This window comes from Mucilaginibacter glaciei (assembly GCF_014773245.1).
Taxonomy (GTDB): Bacteria; Bacteroidota; Bacteroidia; order Sphingobacteriales; family Sphingobacteriaceae; genus Mucilaginibacter; species Mucilaginibacter glaciei.
In genome coordinates, this window is sequence record NZ_JACWMX010000003.1 from 215,019 (window position 1) to 231,513 (window position 16,495).

18 protein-coding genes are annotated in these 16,495 nt (G+C 41.3%); 7 read left to right on the forward strand and 11 right to left on the reverse strand.

Annotated elements, in window-relative coordinates; all coding sequences use genetic code 11:
- Positions 1–132 precede the first annotated feature (132 nt).
- Positions 133–255 carry a hypothetical protein gene (locus tag IDJ76_RS20955; RefSeq protein ID WP_262892215.1) on the forward strand — a complete coding sequence of 41 codons (123 nt, stop codon included), beginning with the start codon at positions 133–135 and terminating at the stop codon, positions 253–255.
- A gap of 16 nt (positions 256–271) precedes the next feature.
- Here IDJ76_RS20955 and IDJ76_RS08510 read toward each other — a convergent pair whose 3' ends face one another.
- The 10 genes from IDJ76_RS08510 to carA form a co-directional block, all read right to left on the reverse strand.
- Positions 272–799, reverse strand: coding sequence for a hypothetical protein (locus IDJ76_RS08510; RefSeq protein ID WP_191162757.1), 528 nt, complete (start codon positions 797–799; stop codon positions 272–274).
- Entirely contained in the window at positions 799–1,320 is a 522-nt protein-coding gene (lspA, locus tag IDJ76_RS08515; protein ID WP_191162759.1) for a signal peptidase II, read from the reverse strand. Before lspA ends, IDJ76_RS08510 begins: the two co-directional genes overlap by 1 nt.
- Before the next feature lie 46 nt (positions 1,321–1,366).
- The gene (locus tag IDJ76_RS08520) at positions 1,367–1,726 is read right to left on the reverse strand and encodes a type II toxin-antitoxin system HicB family antitoxin (RefSeq protein ID WP_191162761.1); all 360 of its coding nucleotides are present in this window, start codon (positions 1,724–1,726) and stop codon (positions 1,367–1,369) included.
- Positions 1,719–1,982 carry a type II toxin-antitoxin system HicA family toxin gene (locus IDJ76_RS08525; protein WP_191162763.1) on the reverse strand — a complete coding sequence of 88 codons (264 nt, stop codon included), beginning with the start codon at positions 1,980–1,982 and terminating at the stop codon, positions 1,719–1,721. Before IDJ76_RS08525 ends, IDJ76_RS08520 begins: the two co-directional genes overlap by 8 nt.
- A 211-nt stretch (positions 1,983–2,193) precedes the next feature.
- Positions 2,194–3,495 carry a phosphopyruvate hydratase gene (eno, locus tag IDJ76_RS08530; RefSeq protein WP_191162765.1) on the reverse strand — a complete coding sequence of 434 codons (1,302 nt, stop codon included), beginning with the start codon at positions 3,493–3,495 and terminating at the stop codon, positions 2,194–2,196.
- A 225-nt stretch (positions 3,496–3,720) separates the two neighbouring features.
- Positions 3,721–4,833, reverse strand: a complete 1,113-nt coding sequence (locus IDJ76_RS08535) for an ABC transporter permease (protein WP_191162767.1) — start codon at positions 4,831–4,833, stop codon at positions 3,721–3,723.
- Positions 4,834–4,902: 69 nt separating this feature from the next.
- Entirely contained in the window at positions 4,903–5,667 is a 765-nt protein-coding gene (locus IDJ76_RS08540) for an ABC transporter ATP-binding protein (RefSeq protein WP_191162769.1), read from the reverse strand.
- A gap of 86 nt (positions 5,668–5,753) precedes the next feature.
- Positions 5,754–8,228: a hypothetical protein gene (locus IDJ76_RS08545; RefSeq protein ID WP_191162771.1), complete on the reverse strand. Its 2,475-nt coding sequence runs from the start codon at positions 8,226–8,228 to the stop codon at positions 5,754–5,756.
- Between the two features lie 640 nt (positions 8,229–8,868).
- Positions 8,869–9,528 (reverse strand): tetratricopeptide repeat protein, encoded by a 660-nt coding sequence (locus IDJ76_RS08550; RefSeq protein ID WP_224746255.1) that lies wholly within the window; start codon positions 9,526–9,528, stop codon positions 8,869–8,871.
- Between the two features lie 111 nt (positions 9,529–9,639).
- Complete coding sequence (gene carA, locus IDJ76_RS08555; RefSeq protein ID WP_191162773.1) at positions 9,640–10,743, reverse strand: glutamine-hydrolyzing carbamoyl-phosphate synthase small subunit; 1,104 nt, start codon at positions 10,741–10,743, stop codon at positions 9,640–9,642.
- Between the two features lie 624 nt (positions 10,744–11,367).
- On the opposite strand from carA, the gene panB reads away from it, so the two are divergent.
- The 3 genes from panB (at position 11,368) to IDJ76_RS08570 (ending at position 13,694) form a co-directional block, all read left to right on the forward strand.
- Positions 11,368–12,183, forward strand: a complete 816-nt coding sequence (gene panB, locus IDJ76_RS08560) for a 3-methyl-2-oxobutanoate hydroxymethyltransferase (protein ID WP_191162775.1) — start codon at positions 11,368–11,370, stop codon at positions 12,181–12,183.
- 207 nt (positions 12,184–12,390) lie between these two features.
- Positions 12,391–12,963 carry a hypothetical protein gene (locus IDJ76_RS08565; RefSeq protein ID WP_224746256.1) on the forward strand — a complete coding sequence of 191 codons (573 nt, stop codon included), beginning with the start codon at positions 12,391–12,393 and terminating at the stop codon, positions 12,961–12,963.
- 8 nt (positions 12,964–12,971) lie between these two features.
- A complete protein-coding gene (locus IDJ76_RS08570) occupies positions 12,972–13,694 on the forward strand; it encodes an RluA family pseudouridine synthase (RefSeq protein WP_191162779.1) in 723 nt (240 codons plus the stop codon).
- Between the two features lie 64 nt (positions 13,695–13,758).
- Here the strand turns inward: IDJ76_RS08570 and yiaK are convergent, their stop codons facing one another.
- The gene (yiaK, locus tag IDJ76_RS08575) at positions 13,759–14,745 is read right to left on the reverse strand and encodes a 3-dehydro-L-gulonate 2-dehydrogenase (protein ID WP_191162781.1); all 987 of its coding nucleotides are present in this window, start codon (positions 14,743–14,745) and stop codon (positions 13,759–13,761) included.
- Between the two features lie 97 nt (positions 14,746–14,842).
- On the opposite strand from yiaK, the gene IDJ76_RS08580 reads away from it, so the two are divergent.
- The 3 genes from IDJ76_RS08580 to IDJ76_RS08590 are packed head-to-tail and all read left to right on the forward strand — an operon-like array spanning position 14,843 to position 16,393.
- Positions 14,843–15,349: a DUF5004 domain-containing protein gene (locus IDJ76_RS08580; protein WP_191162783.1), complete on the forward strand. Its 507-nt coding sequence runs from the start codon at positions 14,843–14,845 to the stop codon at positions 15,347–15,349.
- Positions 15,350–15,397: 48 nt separating this feature from the next.
- Positions 15,398–15,976, forward strand: a complete 579-nt coding sequence (gene purN / locus IDJ76_RS08585; protein WP_191162785.1) for a phosphoribosylglycinamide formyltransferase — start codon at positions 15,398–15,400, stop codon at positions 15,974–15,976.
- A 60-nt stretch (positions 15,977–16,036) separates the two neighbouring features.
- Positions 16,037–16,393 carry a four helix bundle protein gene (locus IDJ76_RS08590; RefSeq protein ID WP_224746257.1) on the forward strand — a complete coding sequence of 119 codons (357 nt, stop codon included), beginning with the start codon at positions 16,037–16,039 and terminating at the stop codon, positions 16,391–16,393.
- The last annotated feature ends 102 nt before the right edge of the window (positions 16,394–16,495 follow it).

Sequence of the window (16,495 nt, forward strand, 5' to 3'; positions counted from 1 at the left end):
GTAAATCAACGGGTAATTATCCGCAAAGATACGCTTTTATTATTAAGTAGGGTAGGGAGTGCTGAGTTGTGTGTTTTGAGTGACGGGCGAGGGTGGTTTTCTATTTTCAATATTGAGAAGTAAATGTTTGGGATGAGTGTTGGCAGGAGGGGATTTGGTATTGCCTGGACGTTCCCGCAGATAGAGGCGGGCCAGGCTTTTCGCTCATACTGCACGGGCCTTAGCCACAAGGCCGGTATCCGCTGCAATCCTTAACGCGAAGAGTTATTTACTAACTATCCTCACACAGCTGTTCCAATTGTGGCTTCCATGATGTCAAGGCGTTTTGCAGCTGCTTTTTAACCTCAATTATGTTGTCATGATCTGTTTTTAACGGAGGATTGATGTCTGTCAGGTCGTCATAGGTGACGTATAATCCATGTAATTCTTCAAACCCAATGCTGTCATACACATACATCTTAGTTTCTGAGCGGAAATCAAAGCTGTCAATTGCCTTACTTTTTATCTCCGAAATGCCCTCTGTAAGTTCTTTTACACCAGAGATTATTTCATTCGTTACAAATAGCGCATATATTAAAGCCGCTTTTCGTTTACCTGGCATCACAATTTTTAGCTCTTGGAGGCTTAACTTTAGGTAATGTTCTACCACAGACGAAGATTCGTTTTTTCCCAATCCCGCCAAAATGCGTAATGAGGGAGAGTCTAAATTTTCAGATAACGCCACAACGCCAATTTCAGATAACCGATCTGTCGGAAAATTACCTGTGACGTATTTTGATAAAAGCTGTAAAAAGTTCATTACTCCGAGGCTAAAATTTCCTGCTCTTTCACTTCCTTATTCTTCACAAATCCATCCAAAAATATCAATCCGATACCGATCATGATAGATACGTCGGCTACATTAAAAATGCCCGTTTCAAAGACCCCGAAATCGATATGCATAAAATCTGTTACCGAGCCGTGGGCAATGCGGTCGTAAAGGTTACCCATACCGCCACCGATCACGAAGATGATTCCGATCAGGGTGAGCCTGGTGATGTCTTGTTTAATAATAATATAAACTAATCCGCCTAAAAGTGCCAGAACGGGTAATAACGTTAGCAGGATAAAGTGAAAAGGGTCAGGCAGATTATTACCTAAGCTTAAAAATGCGCCGGTATTTTCTACTTTAAACACGTTGAAGTGATGATTTAAAAAGTTATAATGATCATACACATCCAGCCGCGCTCGGATAATTGATTTTGATATCTGGTCGCATGCTATGGTAATAGCCAATATAGCCAATATCATAATGGTGCGAATAATTCCTTTCCTGTTCATTGGGGCTAAAGTAACGAGAGAAAGGCGGAAAAGGAAATCGACCAAATTATTGATCTACTACAATGCCGTTCTTGTGACTAAGAGTGAACGAAAGCGCACGTTTGACAAATTCATTCAGTGTGATATTGTTCACCGCTGCGAAGATAGCAGCCTCTTTGTGCAAGGTTGATGATACCCTGACATTGAACGTCCCTTTATACGTTTTTTCGGGCGTTTTATCAATCATTGTGCAGGTTTCCAAATAGTCTTCTACAGCTTCTTCAAATGCATTTTTGAGATCTTTAACAGATGCGCCCTCAAAGCTTACCAGATCATTAATACCTAATATTTTTCCATGAAATACCTCATCATCAGCACTAAAATGAACTGATGCATAGTAATTATTATATTGTAAGATGTCATTCATCGTTGACGTGACCTTTTTCTTTTAAATGAGCGATAACCTCACGGATCGCATAACTTTTAACAATGTTTGATGGATGAGGTTTGTGCAACGTAATGATGTTTTTACTTTCATCAACAAATCTTCTGCGTGAACCTCCTGTTTTCCCACCCGTTAACTCTTCGTAGCCGTAAAAAGCTACAACTCTACATAATTCGTCCCAAGTGAAATCCTTTGGAACCAATAATAAACGACTCACTAATTTTTCTTGTCGTGACATGTATCAATTTTTTTAATACGTTTTTCATAAAATTATCTTCCTGATTTAACAAAAAAGTATACCGCCTTGGTATCCTGTAAATATCGCATCGCGCTTTGATATAAAGGTAGCAAGAGTTTATTAAAATTGCAACTAAAATACGGTTGCAAAAAGGTGGACTCACAAAAAAGCCCCGATTTCCCGGGGCTTCCAATTTTATATGCTTTACAGCTTATGATCTCTTTTTAAAGTACTTGAAATCTTTACCGATGAAACGAGCCGAAGAACCTAATTCTTCTTCGATACGTAGTAACTGGTTGTATTTCGCTATCCTGTCGCTACGTGAAGCCGAACCGGTTTTGATCTGGCCACAGTTTAACGCTACAGCCAAATCGGCAATGGTAACATCTTCAGTTTCGCCGCTACGGTGGCTCATTACCGAGGTATAACCGTGGGTTTGTGCCAGGCTAACCGCGTTGATGGTTTCCGTTAATGAACCAATCTGGTTTACCTTAACCAATATAGAATTAGCCGTATCGTTATCGATACCTTGTTGTAAACGCTTAACATTGGTTACAAATAAATCGTCACCTACTAATTGTACTTTATCGCCAATTTTTTCGGTTAACAATTTCCAGCCGTCCCAGTCATCCTCGGCCATACCATCTTCAATAGATATAACTGGGTATTTGTTAGCTAATTCAGCCAGGTAATCTGCCTGCTCGGCACTGGTGCGGATAGCACCTTTGTCGCCTTCAAACTTAGTATAGTCGTATTTACCATCTTTGTAAAATTCAGAAGCAGCACAATCAAACGCGATGAAGATATCTACACCCGGCTTGTAGCCTGCTTTTTCAATAGCCTGTAAAATGGTTTCAACACCATCTTCGGTACCTTCAAAAGTTGGTGCAAAACCACCTTCGTCGCCTACAGCGGTAGATAAACCACGGTCGTGCAAGATCTTTTTCAAGTTGTGGAATACTTCGGTACCCCAACGGATAGCCTCAGAAAAAGATGAAGCGCCAACCGGCATGATCATGAATTCCTGAAACGCGATAGGCGCATCAGAATGCGAGCCACCATTAACGATGTTCATCATCGGGATAGGCAAAGTGTTGGCGTTAACACCACCAATGTAGCGGTATAATGGCTGGCGGCTCTCTTGCGCCGCAGCTTTAGCAACTGCTAAGGAAACACCCAAGATAGCATTAGCACCTAATTTACCTTTGTTTTCGGTACCATCAAGCGCAATCATTAAGCTGTCAATTGCATTTTGTTCAAATACGTCAACACCCTTAAGTTCGTCGGCAATAATGTCGTTTACGTTAGCAACGGCCTTTAAAACACCTTTACCCATGTAAACGGCTTTGTCGTTATCGCGAAGTTCAACAGCTTCGTGCATACCGGTAGAAGCACCAGAAGGTACTGCGGCGCGGCCAACAACACCATTTTCTGTAATTACATCTACTTCGATTGTAGGGTTGCCACGTGAGTCAAGTATCTGGCGCGCATGAACATCAATTATTAAGCTCATAATTTATTGTATGATTTTTTGAGTGATCTACTTTAGTGATTTGGTGGGCTAAGTTAAGCGCAAAAAGAGGAAATCGCAACGGAAATTTTGTATTTGTAGTGATTGTTAACCCGTTGCGTTAAAAATAAACGATAATAGTGACCTGTAAGTTAATTAATCGGTAGTCGTTAGCGCCTGCCAATGCTTTTGACTATTCTTAAGGTTAATAATTCTTTTGTCTCTTCTTTATTCCCATTTAAAGGTCTTGACCGCAACCGAATACACAATTATACCCCATATTAAAAGGATCAATAACTGATGGGTAACATCGCCTATGCCCGCGCCTTCAAAGGCAACCTTACGCATGGCATTATTCAAATGGGTTAGCGGCAGTGCGTTACTTAAATGTTGCAACCATTTTGGGAAAGCCGTTACCGAAAAGAAAGTGCCCGAAAGCAGAAACTGCGGCAACGTTACGATGTTCGCTATCGGCGGTACGGAGCTTTCGTTTTTAGCCAGCCCTGATATTACAAAGCCAAAGCCCATAAATATAATGAGCCCGATTGTTGAAAGTGCCAGCATATTCAGCACCGTGACCACGCCGTGAATGAGCGTAAACCCGAACATAAAGTGGCCCACCAAAATTATAAATGTAGCACCTAATAGTGAGAATACCAGCCTGGCCAATGCCTCGCCTAAAACAATGCTGTATTTTTTAACCGGGGTGGCAAAAAAGCGTTTAATAACAAGGGTTAACCGCAAACTGATGAACACGAATGCTGTACCGAAAACCCCGCTGCTTAATAAGGAGAAACCTAACTGGCCGGGCAAGATAAAATCAATGTATTTATACTCGCGGCCGCTGATGGTGGTTTCCTGTAGATCGACCACTTTAGGGATCTGTAATGCGGAGAACGACTGGATCTTTTTCAGCAACTCCGACTGCATGTGATAAAAAACGTTGTTCAGTAACGATTTTAAAATACCACCCTTGCCCGCTGATGCTTTACTGTATTGCACATTTAAGCCTAAAGCTTTGCCAGGCGTGTAAGGTTTAATATCAACAATGGCATCGATACTGCCCTTAGCCAGGTTTTTATTCATCTCATCTGCCGGCTGGTCTTTTATAAGATGGATAACATTGCTGTTTTTTAGTGCTATGTAAACTGGGTTTAAGGTATCGCAGCCTTTTACAACGCCAACATCAACAGATACCCCACTGCCGCCAATATTGGCAAACACTACAATAAATATAAGCGGAAAGGCCAGACTAAATACTACCGCCGATGGGCTGCGGATAATGGAGCGGAAACTTGCTTTGGCAATGGCCAGTGTAGCGCGTAGGTTACTGTATTTCATATAAAAACGTTGTCATTAAGTCATTGATCATTGAGTCATTTTGTTGGTACACCGTATCTGCCATTGTGGCTAATTCTCCCGCCATTCTTTACCTGTCAGGTTAATAAACACATCTTCGAGGTTGGCGCCTTTGGTTTCTTTTTTTCGCTCGAATCCGCTGGCTACCAGTTGGTCAATAAAATGATCGGGCGTATCTATACCGATGATGTGGCCGCCATTTACAAAGGCTACGCGGTCGCAAAGTACCTCGGCTTCGTCCATGTAGTGGGTAGTAATAACAACTGTGGTGCCCGCCGCGCGTATCTCTAAGATCAAGTCCCAAAGGTTACGGCGTGCCTGCGGGTCGAGGCCGGTGGTGGGCTCATCTAAAAAAATGATGCGTGGGTTGTTTATTAACGTTGTGGCGATAGAGAAGCGTTGCTTTTGCCCGCCAGACAAGTCTTTATATTTAGCCTTTGCTTTATCGGTAAGCGCAACCTTCTCCAGCATTTCCAGCGGACTTTTATTTACGCCATACAATCCGCAAAAAAGCACGATCAACTCTGAAAGGTTAAGGTTAGGGTAATAACCGGCAGCTTGTAATTGTACACCAATGCGTTGCTTTATGCTGGCGGCATCGGTCTCAATGTTGAACCCGTCCACCGTTATCTCACCCGATGTTTTATCGCGCAGGGTTTCTATGATCTCCAACGTGGTGGTTTTGCCGGCCCCATTTGGGCCAAGCAAGCCGAAGATCTCGCCCTCGTAAACCTCAAAGCTTATGCCCTTTACAGCCTGGAAATCGTCATAGTTTTTTACCAGGTTATTTACGGTGATTATAGGTTGTTTTGCCATAGGGTAAATATAATAAAAACACCTCTATTCCGATAGAAGGCAATCTTCAAAAAATAGTTAACCAGCACTCAAAAATGGTTTGGTTTCTATTCTACTTTATACCGATAGTTAAGGCTGCCCAGGTTGCCTTCCTGGTCAATGCCCGTTACCTCTATCCTATAATTGCCTTTGGCAGGTGGCATAAAGGAGATGGATGCTTCGCCATTACTATTGGTATCAATATTAGGGTTCCAGTATATGGTTTTAGCCGAATTTAAATTCCCGGAAAAATTTGGATTGAATACGCTTTGCTTAGCATACCCCGGAAAACTATAAGTCATTTTATTACCCGGCTCCATACCTGTATAAAAGATCCGTTCTTTCATCGCGCCATTTTCGTCAGCGATATTGAGTGTCACTTTTTTGAGCGCGTAAGCTGTTTTTGCAGTACCGGCCCATTGCTTTGTAGTAATCAATATAATGTCGTCCAAATTCATTGCTTTGGGATTGATAGGTATACCATAAAGGGTTTTATAATGTAGGCCTTCTAATATTTTTACATTTTCAATATCATCTGCATCTAAATAGTCATCTATTCTTTGCGGATCAATTTCAACATTATTAAATACCACATGCAAAGCTGGATTTGGATACCTTAATGAATAAAAAACACCGTTATTATACAAAACGAACGGCAATTTAATTCGCAGGCCAACCGAAAGCTTGCCCCAGTCTTTCAAATCTTTGCCCTTAACGGTATAAGAATTATCGGTTCCGTACCTATTCAGCAATGTTGGCTTCTCCACTTTTTTGGCAGTTATTTTCACTTCCTTTAATATCCGTGTTTTTTTGGGTAACTGCGGCTGTTTTTTATCGTCAGGCGTTTGTACTTTTTGATTGTCGGCTAACCAAGTGCTGTCAGATATCGCATCGATAGCAGGCAAAGCATCCACGTTAGGATAAACAGGTGCGGCAACATAAACATTGCAAAATCTCACCCCTTTTTTTTGTGCACTAATTAAAAGCTTTGTGCTATCCGGCAAATCAAGATCATCAAATTTAAAATAGCCCCGCTCATTGGTCAGGGTGTCTTTTTTAAAGCCCTCTGCCAGGGCAAACACAGATACCTTTGCCCCTTTTACAGGCTTATCGTCAATACCTTTAATTAAGCCTTCAAGGGTTAAATTCTTTTCGGGTTGCTGTAAGCTATTATCACTATAAACCTGATTTACGCCAGCCAACTTATACTTAAAATCCGGCCGGGTAAGCATTAGCAGATCAAGGTCGGGTAGTAAATCGACAGCACCGTTAGTGAAATATTTTTCTGGCGTTTTGATCTCACCATAATAGGCCGACGTTAAATTAACATCGGCGTACAAATCCTGCCAGGAGTATTGTTTAGTGTTAGGCACATCATCTACCTTCACAACTGATACCGCAAAGTTACTGTTGGTTAATTGCCCCGCAGGGTTTTTAACCTGCAACGTAAAGTTATTTATGGTTTTTGATGTATTGAGCCCTTCGTTTTTCAAGTCCAAAAGCAGTTTATCATTCGTTTTATTAAAAATATTCCTTATAGCTAAAACGTCGCCGGCTGCCGACTGTAAAACAAATTGTATGACACCCGGTGGCAGGATGTTTTTGGGAATATTGATGCCCAAAGCCAAACCCGTAAATTTGCCCTGGCTGCTGTAATAAGTTCCTCCCTTTGCCCGTGCTACAAGTCTTACGTTAAAACCGGTCGGGGTTTGGGCCGCCGGCAGTTTGCCTGAAATTTTAACGTAGATGCTATCTCTCAAAAAGCTGTTTACCGTTAATATAAAACCGGCGGCCGATGCATTGGGCAAATTTTTTGAAAGCGTTTTTCCATTTAAATCAATAGCTATCCAGTAGGTTTTCCCGGCAACAGGCGTAATAGGGAATGCGCCTAAGCCATCTTTACCGATAATGAAGGTGGCTACTTCGTTTTTATCGCTGTCGAATACAGTTCCCGAGGCAGCTTCTGCTGTATTACCCGGCGCAATCAGCTCGATAGCCACTTTAGACCTTATGCCATTTACCAAATTACCACCCTCAGGATAAAGCGATAGGCCGAGCCTACCGTTGCTCATATTTGGAGCTGCAACCACTCCAAAAGGGATCACCTTATTGAAAAAAAAATCGGGGCCGTAATTGAGCATATATTTTGTGTATGCCCTAATTCGGTACTCCGCCGGAACGTAGTCATTTAATACCGGGAAGTCGCCGTTGGATAACCCGCGAGACGCATATAACGTTAACCTCTTAATCACCGAATCTTGTGCGTCGATCAGCTCCACGTAAAGTATATTGCTTAGGTCAGAAGTTTGATGATCATCGCCCGCGGTAATGATGCCTTTAAACCAAACGGTATCGCCAATATTATAGCTGTTTTTATCAAACTGTAGGTATACGCTCTCTTTTGGTAATGCCGGTAGTACAGCCAGTATCGAGTCGGTGTTTTTATGCGCAGCAGGATTGGGCTGCTGCGCATTACCAAGTGCCGGCAAAGCAAAAAGGAGCGAGGCAAATAGCACCAGCTTTTTTAAGTTTTTCTGTAGCATTAGGCGATTGTGATGGATAGCCTAACTTAAGCAAAAACATTAATAAAAAGCAATATCGGCAATCAGTATTAATTAAGGAACATAACTTAATGGCCGTAAGTGCGGCTTAAAGCGGTGACTTAGCGCTTATCAGCAAATAAGGCTGCCAATTAGATGGAACAATATTACCGCATAATGCACAAAGCAAATTATGGTGTAAATTAAGGGGGCTGTAAGTAATGATGTCATGATTGTGTTTAGTTTTAACACTACAAAATTGTATCAAAACCAGCCCCTCCGTTAGCGATATTAGGCGAGCAGCGGTAAATTGTCGGTAAAGGTATTCCGTAAGGGAGTAGACGGAGGTCATTTTTAATAGCTACCAATATCTGTATCGGTGATCTCCCCAAACTTTTAATGGTTTAACCATTAAAATACCGTTTGTAAATACACTTAAACATCAGCGTTTCAACAGCGTTAAAAAACATGCAAATGGGTTTACAAAGGTTTACATATATCGATAAAAAATTATGTTAAAAATTTGATAATCAAATAGATGTGAAAAGGGTGGGTTTACACTTTTGCGGCCTTTTTAATGGGGTGTTTGATTTGTGAAAAAGGCGGTAAAATGCGCGGATAGGTTATTGTTTAAGAATTGCCCTTACTTCTGGTTGACAGCGTTAGGATCGAGCTTATCTGTCAGCTTAAGATATTTCTGAGCGCTATCCTTTTGCATAACATAGCTGTAAGCAGCAGTTAACTGACCATATAAATTAGGGTTCTTAGGATCTAAGGCAATAGCTTTTTTTAAAGAATTAATAGCCAGGTCTAAATATTTCTTGTCCCTGGTTTCATAAAATACGTTACCGTAAGTTGTCGAAACATCTTGCCATAATTTGGCATCTTTACTATTGATTTTCAATGCTATTTCAAAGTAAGGGATAGACTGCTTAAATAGTTTCTGCATACCTAATAAATCGCCATAACCCCAATAAATTTGGTAATTGGTGCTATCTAAAAGCCAGGCCTGATTAAATCGCATCATTGCCGTATCCAACTTCTGCGACCTTAAATATTGCCATCCTCGCATTACCATATGATCGGCACCTTGTTCTCTTTTCTTGTATTGTTTATCAACCAACGCTATAAAATCGTTGTCAAAAGCAATCTGTTCCTTGCATTTTTTTAAATTACTTAATTTACCATACATAGGCAATTTGTTGATGTTTTCCGGACAGTCTTGCGATTGTGCGCATCCGAAAAAAACAAGTAGAATCGCTAATAATGGCAGGAGTCGTTTCATAGATACAGTTTGAATCAATATAGTAATTACGCCTTATAATCGCTTAATATAATTTGATAACAAGTCAAAAAAAAGTCGGGCTTAACGTGTTAAGCCCGACTAAATATATCGATATATGGCGAGCCGCCTTTATTTTTTCATCGAATTGATAAAATCATCAAACAAGTAACGGCTATCGTGCGGGCCGGGAGATGATTCCGGGTGGTACTGTACCGAGAAAGCTTTCTTATCCTTTACACGGATACCTTCTATCGATTGATCGTTCAGGTTCACGTGTGTGATCTCTACTTTGTCAGATGCGCGTACAGCTTCCTGCACTACACCAAAGCCGTGATTTTGAGAGGTAACTTCGCAGTGGTTGATGATCACATTTTTAACGGGGTGGTTTAAACCGCGGTGGCCGTTAAACATCTTTTTTGTAGGGATATCATTAGCCAGGGCCAGTAACTGGTGGCCCAAACAAATACCGAACAATGGTTTGTCGGCTTTTAATATTTCTTTTACGGTATCAATGGCATAAGGCATTGCAGACGGGTCGCCGGGGCCGTTAGAGATGAAATAGCCCGATGGGGAAAAGTCCTTCTCCATTTCTTCGAACGTTGTTTTTGCAGGATAAACCTTGGCAAATACATCGCGGTCGTCAAAGTTACGCAAGATGTTTTTCTTTACACCAAGGTCAAGCACAGCCACGCGGTAGGCGGCATCCTCGTTACCGAAAGTATATGTTTCTTTAGTTGATACTTGTGAAGAAAGTTCCAAACCGTCCATGTCAGGTGCTTCGGCCAGTTTGGCTTTCAGTTCGTCAATATCTAAGATCTCTGAAGAGATGATGGCATTCATAGCGCCCTTATCGCGGATATGACGAACCAGCTGGCGGGTGTCAATATCAGAGATACCCACAATATTTTGTTCCTGAAAGTAATCCTGGATAGATTCATTGGCCTGTTTACGGCTGTAGGCAATATTATAGTTTTTGCAAACCAATCCCGAAATCTGGATCTGGCCCGATTCTACTTCTTCGGTATTTATACCGTAGTTACCAATGTGTGCATTGGTAGCCACCATTATTTGCCCAAAGTATGAGGGATCTGTAAAAATTTCCTGGTAGCCGGTCATCCCGGTGTTAAAGCAGATCTCGCCGGTAGTGGTGCCTATTTTGCCCGCGGCTTTGCCATAAAAAGCGGTGCCATCGGCCAGTAACAATACTGCAGGTAGTTTGGTGAAATGATTCATTTTGCAAAAAAATTGAAAGGATTAAAAAACCGGTTTGCCTGTTGAAAGGCCCCGTGAAACAATACCGGATGGCGGAAGTGGATAACCTCTTTGTTCACGGCGCAAAAATAGGTTTTTATTTCTAATGGACGAAGCCAAATTTTCAAAAAATACAGGCATACGACTGTCGAAAATATACTTAATTAAAGTCGGCGGGTGGTTAACTAACCTTTAATCGTTTTTCTTTGCCAAAAACGTACCTTTTAGCAAGGCAATTCCCGCAAAAAAATACTTTAATATGTAAAAAGGGAAAAAAAGTTTTGATAAACTTACTTCGCGGGATGCGGTCGGTAAGTGTGCGTTTGCACCTAAAGCAGTGATGTTTGTTATTTGCCATGAGTATTAGGGTTTACTCATAAAGTAGTTTTGTAATAGGTTGGTATAAAGATAAATAATATTCCTAATAGTTTTACGCAGTGGTTAATATTTATTTTAATTATTGTTTGAAAGGTGGTATTGTTTACCTGTTGTTAACCCTGAGTTGATGTATTGCTTTTTACGGTCCATACAAAATAAGGCGTGGCTAACTTAAAGTGTAATTAGTTTTTACATTTGCGTACGTTTAGGCGTTAACCATCAAAAGCCATGTCGGTAAATAAAGAAGTAAAGAGGATTACCACGCATATATTGCAGGAAATGAAAAACCGTGGTGAAAAAATTGCCATGCTAACGGCGTACGATTATTCGATGGCTGCCATTGTAGATAACGCCGGGATGGATATCATACTGGTGGGCGATTCGGCGTCTAACGTGATGGCCGGTCATGAAACCACACTGCCCATCACGCTCGATCAGATGATCTACCATGCGTCGTCGGTAGTACGTGCTGCAAAAAGGGCATTGGTAGTAGTTGATCTTCCCTTTGGTTCTTACCAGGGCAATTCTAAAGAAGCTTTGTCATCGGCTATCCGGATCATGAAAGAATCGGGCGCGCATGCGGTAAAACTGGAAGGCGGTGTTGAAATAGCCGAATCCATCAGCCGGATCTTAACTGCAGGCATTCCCGTAATGGGCCACCTGGGTTTAACGCCGCAGTCTATCTATAAATTCGGTACCTATACGGTTAGGGCTAAAGAGGAGGCCGAAGCCACTAAATTGAAGGAAGACGCTTTAAAATTACAGGAACTGGGTTGCTTTGGCGTAGTGTTAGAAAAAATACCCGCTAAACTGGCTAAACAAGTAACAGAAAGTTTAATTATACCAACCATAGGCATTGGCGCCGGACAGAATTGCGACGGGCAGGTTTTGGTTGTACACGATATGCTGGGTATTAATAAAGGCTTTAAACCCCGTTTTTTACGCCAGTACAGTAATCTGTTTGATGTGATGAACGATGCCATCCAAACTTATGTAGGCGATGTGAAAGCCAAAAGCTTCCCTAACGAGAAAGAGGGGTATTGATTGTGGTAAACAACAAAGTCATTTAGTATGCTAAAAAAACTACTCGTTTCTACCTTTTTTATTTTTTTACTTACAAACACTTACGCACAACATCACACCCGGAAGGATCTTGTAGGGCAGTGGAAGGTTTATTATAAAGTTGCAAACCGAAATTATTGCATTGTATTTTCAAATGATTCGACACTGAAAACCGTATCACAAAATGGGATGATACTTAATACCAATTATAAAACCTGGAGTTTTGAAGATAATACGTCTGTATTATATTCTCATTTAGAAAGCAACAGAGATTCATCCGCAAGCATCATCAGATTTTTAAATGATAGCACTCTTTTAAGGGTTAACAAGAAAAAAATGCCGGTAAAGATTGACACGAACGATCATAATATATTGGTTTATCACAAAGTGAAAAATCCGCAATCATTGCATTTGCCGACTAAGGAAGACCTGATAGGCGATTGGTATATGAATTTCAAAAAGATAACAGGCAATCACCTTATTTTTGTTGATGACCAAAACGTGACGTTTACTTATGAAGATGGTACCAAAAAAGAGGCAACTTATATAGTTGACTTTACAAAAAAACCCTTTCAGATCGATTTTATGTATAAAGGCACATTAAATAAAAAAGAAGCTATCCTATGGTTTACAGGTGATGATGATATCCTCATCGCCGGTCTGGCTAAAATTAAACGCCCTGAGCGTTTTACTACCTTTGGTGATAACAGGCATTTTGTAAAAGAACCCCTGGCTAAACGTTTAATTGCGCAGGGGAAATAATAACTCAAATGGCAAGACCCGAACATAATTATACCAGCCTGGATATTACCGATAAGGACGTTTTGTATGAAGACAACCACCTGATAGCGGTAAACAAACGCGCAGGCGACATTGTACAGGTAGATGATACCGGCGATGAATCGTTAGATGATAAGGTAAAAAAATACATTGCTAAAAAATACAGCAAACCTAACGGTGCTTTTTTAGGGGTAGTTCATCGGTTAGACAGGCCCGTTAGCGGCGTGATACTATTTGCTAAAACCAGCAAGGCATTAGAACGCATTAATAAACTGTTTAAAGGCCGCGAGATGCACAAAACCTATTATGCCATTGTGCGCAAACGCCCGTACCCCGAAGCCGGCAACCTGGTGCATTACCTGATCAAAAACCCTCAAAAGAATGTAACCAAGGCGCATGATAAAGAAGTAGCAGGCAGCCTGCGTTCCGAATTAAATTATAAACTGGTTGGCGAACTTGATGGTTATTATGTAATAGAAGTTGACCCGATAACCGGCCGGCCGCACCAGATACGCGTGCAGCTATCCACCCTCGGTTGCCCCATTGTTGGCGATAATAAGTATGGCTACCCCCGCGGCAGCCTGCGCAAGAGCATTTGCCTGCATGCCCGCCGCCTGCAGTTTGAACACCCTGTAAAACACGAGCAGATATTAATAGTAGCACCCTTACCTAAAGACGGCTTTTGGGAAAAATTTGAGGGGCTGGTGAGGTAGGCACCAGGAATCATGATTTAAGAAACTCAAAATCAAGATTAGTAATTTGAGTTGCCTTTAATAATCACATCGCCAAAACTTCATTCCAGATCTTTTCATTTACCAACACTCCTTCCTTTAAATTTCGCTCGCGGGTGCGCAGCATGTTTTCGCCGGGATAAAGGATCTCGCTGCCAGCTTCAGTAGTACTCGTTTTTGTATAATCCAATATCTCCTGTATAAGTGAAACGTTTTTTTCATTATCCGTTTTTAGGGCGATGAATACCTGTGAAACCCCAGTTTCCTTTTTGCCTGATTGCGTAATGGCTGCGGTTGATTGCCCGCCGCTTAATAATGTAGCCAGCAGGTCGAGTACCAAAGATAAGCCTGAGCCCTTCCAAAACCCTATGGGCAATGCGCGTTTTGTTTCTAATATTTCGGTTGCATCGGTAGTTAATTTGCCCTCGCTATCGTAGCCGCCGGGCACAGGCAGCGGTTTGCCGGAGCTATCGTATTGGTAAAGCTTACCAAAAGAGTACTGGCTAATGGCCATATCTAAAACCACGTGCCCGCCAGTTTTTGGGATGGCAATAATCAAAGGGTTGTTGCCCAGCCGGGACTCGGTGCCGCCCCAGGGCGGTACATTGGCAATGGTATTTGTAAAACAAATGCCTATATAACCGACACCGGCAGCTTGCAAGCCATAGGTGCCGCCACGCATCCAATGGTTGGTGTTTTTAATGGCCACGCAGCCTATGCCGCTGCTATTTGCCAGTTCAATAGCCCTATCCATACAAAAGGTTGCATTAAGCATTCCGGGGCCAAGTTTACCGTCCCACTGTTCAACAGCGCCTAAACTGTTAACCAATATGGGTTCAGCCTCCTGATCGATCAGGCCCTCTTTGACATACTGCACAAAAACCGGGAAACGGTTTAAACCGTGGCTTTGTACGCCATCGCGGCTGTTGTCCGCAAAAATGCCGGCGCAGGTGTCGGCTTTTTTTTCTGTAAAATTTAAGGATGAAAGAATCCGTTTAAACTCCGCTTTCAATTGGTAGTAGGGAATGCGCATATTACAAATATAACAGGCTGCAAAAATATAAAGCTATATAAACAGTTATACTTAAGCAATGGTTTAAATTGTGTTATTAACTATCTTTGAAGCTTAAATGAAGAATAAGACTTTATACTTTTTATTGACCGGGGTAATCGCCATAAGCTTTTTCATTAATTCCTGCAAAAAGGAAGATCAAAGCAATATCCCTAACCTGCTCACTACAGGGGTATGGCAACTGGCCACGTTAACTGTTGACCATTATGTTGGCGACTCCAAAATATCAACAGATACGCTTAATACCAAATGTGATACTACCCAGGTACTCGTTTTTAATAAAGATAATACGCTTACTTACACCAATTTCGATTGTAGAATACAGCCAACAGCAAAAGGGAATTATTCCATTACGAGTAACCGCTTGTATTTAAACTCAAATATTACTGTACAGGATAACACGACTGCGGGTAAATCGCAACCGTTTTTAAGCGTACAGTTTGTAAACTTAGGGCAATTTTCATTAGTGTTTAATACCGGCGATCTGCAAACTTATTATACAGCTGCGCAGGTGCGTACCATAAAGCGTTATGGCTTTATCAGGCAAAGAACAACTTCTAAATAAAAAGCAGGTTATTTTTTATAATTTGCAATACAAAATCTATCCGTCGTTTTGAAAAAAAGAATAGCCATTTTCGCTTCAGGGTCAGGGTCAAATGCTCAAAAGATAATGGAGCATTTCAAAAAAAATTCAGATGCCGAAGTTGTACTGATCCTTACCAATAACCCGCAGGCTTACGTTTTACAACGCGCCGATAACTTTGAGATCCCGTCGCACATATTTTCCAGGCACGAATTTTACGAAACTGATGATGTGATCAGCTTGCTTAAAAACTTACAGGTAGACCTTATTGTATTAGCCGGATTTTTGTGGCTGGTACCTCAAAGCCTTTTAAAAGCATTTCCTAATAAGATCATTAACCTGCACCCCGCATTGCTGCCTAAGTTTGGCGGTAAGGGTATGTATGGCGATAATGTGCACAAAGCAGTTTTAGCCGCAGGAGAAGAAGAGTCGGGCATTACGATCCACTTTGCCGATGCCGAATTTGACGAAGGCGAGATCATCCATCAGTCGCGTTTTAAGATTGAGCCCGGCGATAACCTGGAGATGGTAAAATTTAAAGGCCAGCAGTTAGAGCATCAACACTTCCCGAAAGTTATTGAGGGGTTGTTAAAGAAGATGAGGTCATAGAGATTAGCGGTCGGAGGTTAGAGATTAGTTGAAAATTAAATAACCTACATGGGTAGTTTTATGGATTTAGAAGTTTGGAAAAAGTCCAGAATTCTGAGAAACAATATTTCTGAAATAATAAAAGCATTCCCGCCCGAAGAAAAGTATCGTCTTACCGATCAAATTATCAGTTCGTCCAGATCTATTGGAAATAACATCGCTGAAGGCCATGGACGCTTTCATTATTTAGATGCATCGAAATTTTTGATTATCGCCCGTGGGTCAGCTGTAGAAACGATTGACCATTTGATTATTGCATTGGATAACTCTTTTATTAAAAAGGAGGATTTTGAGCAGTTGAAGCATGATTGTGAGGAATGTTCTAAGATGATAAACGGTTACATAGCTTACTTAAAAAAGCAAGCAAAAGCAGCCTAACGGCACATTATTTTGCCATCGTTGTGGTTTTAAACTAATTCGTTAAAAAAACTAGTCTCTAACCTCTAATCTCTAATCCCTAATCCCTACCTTTGCGGCTCA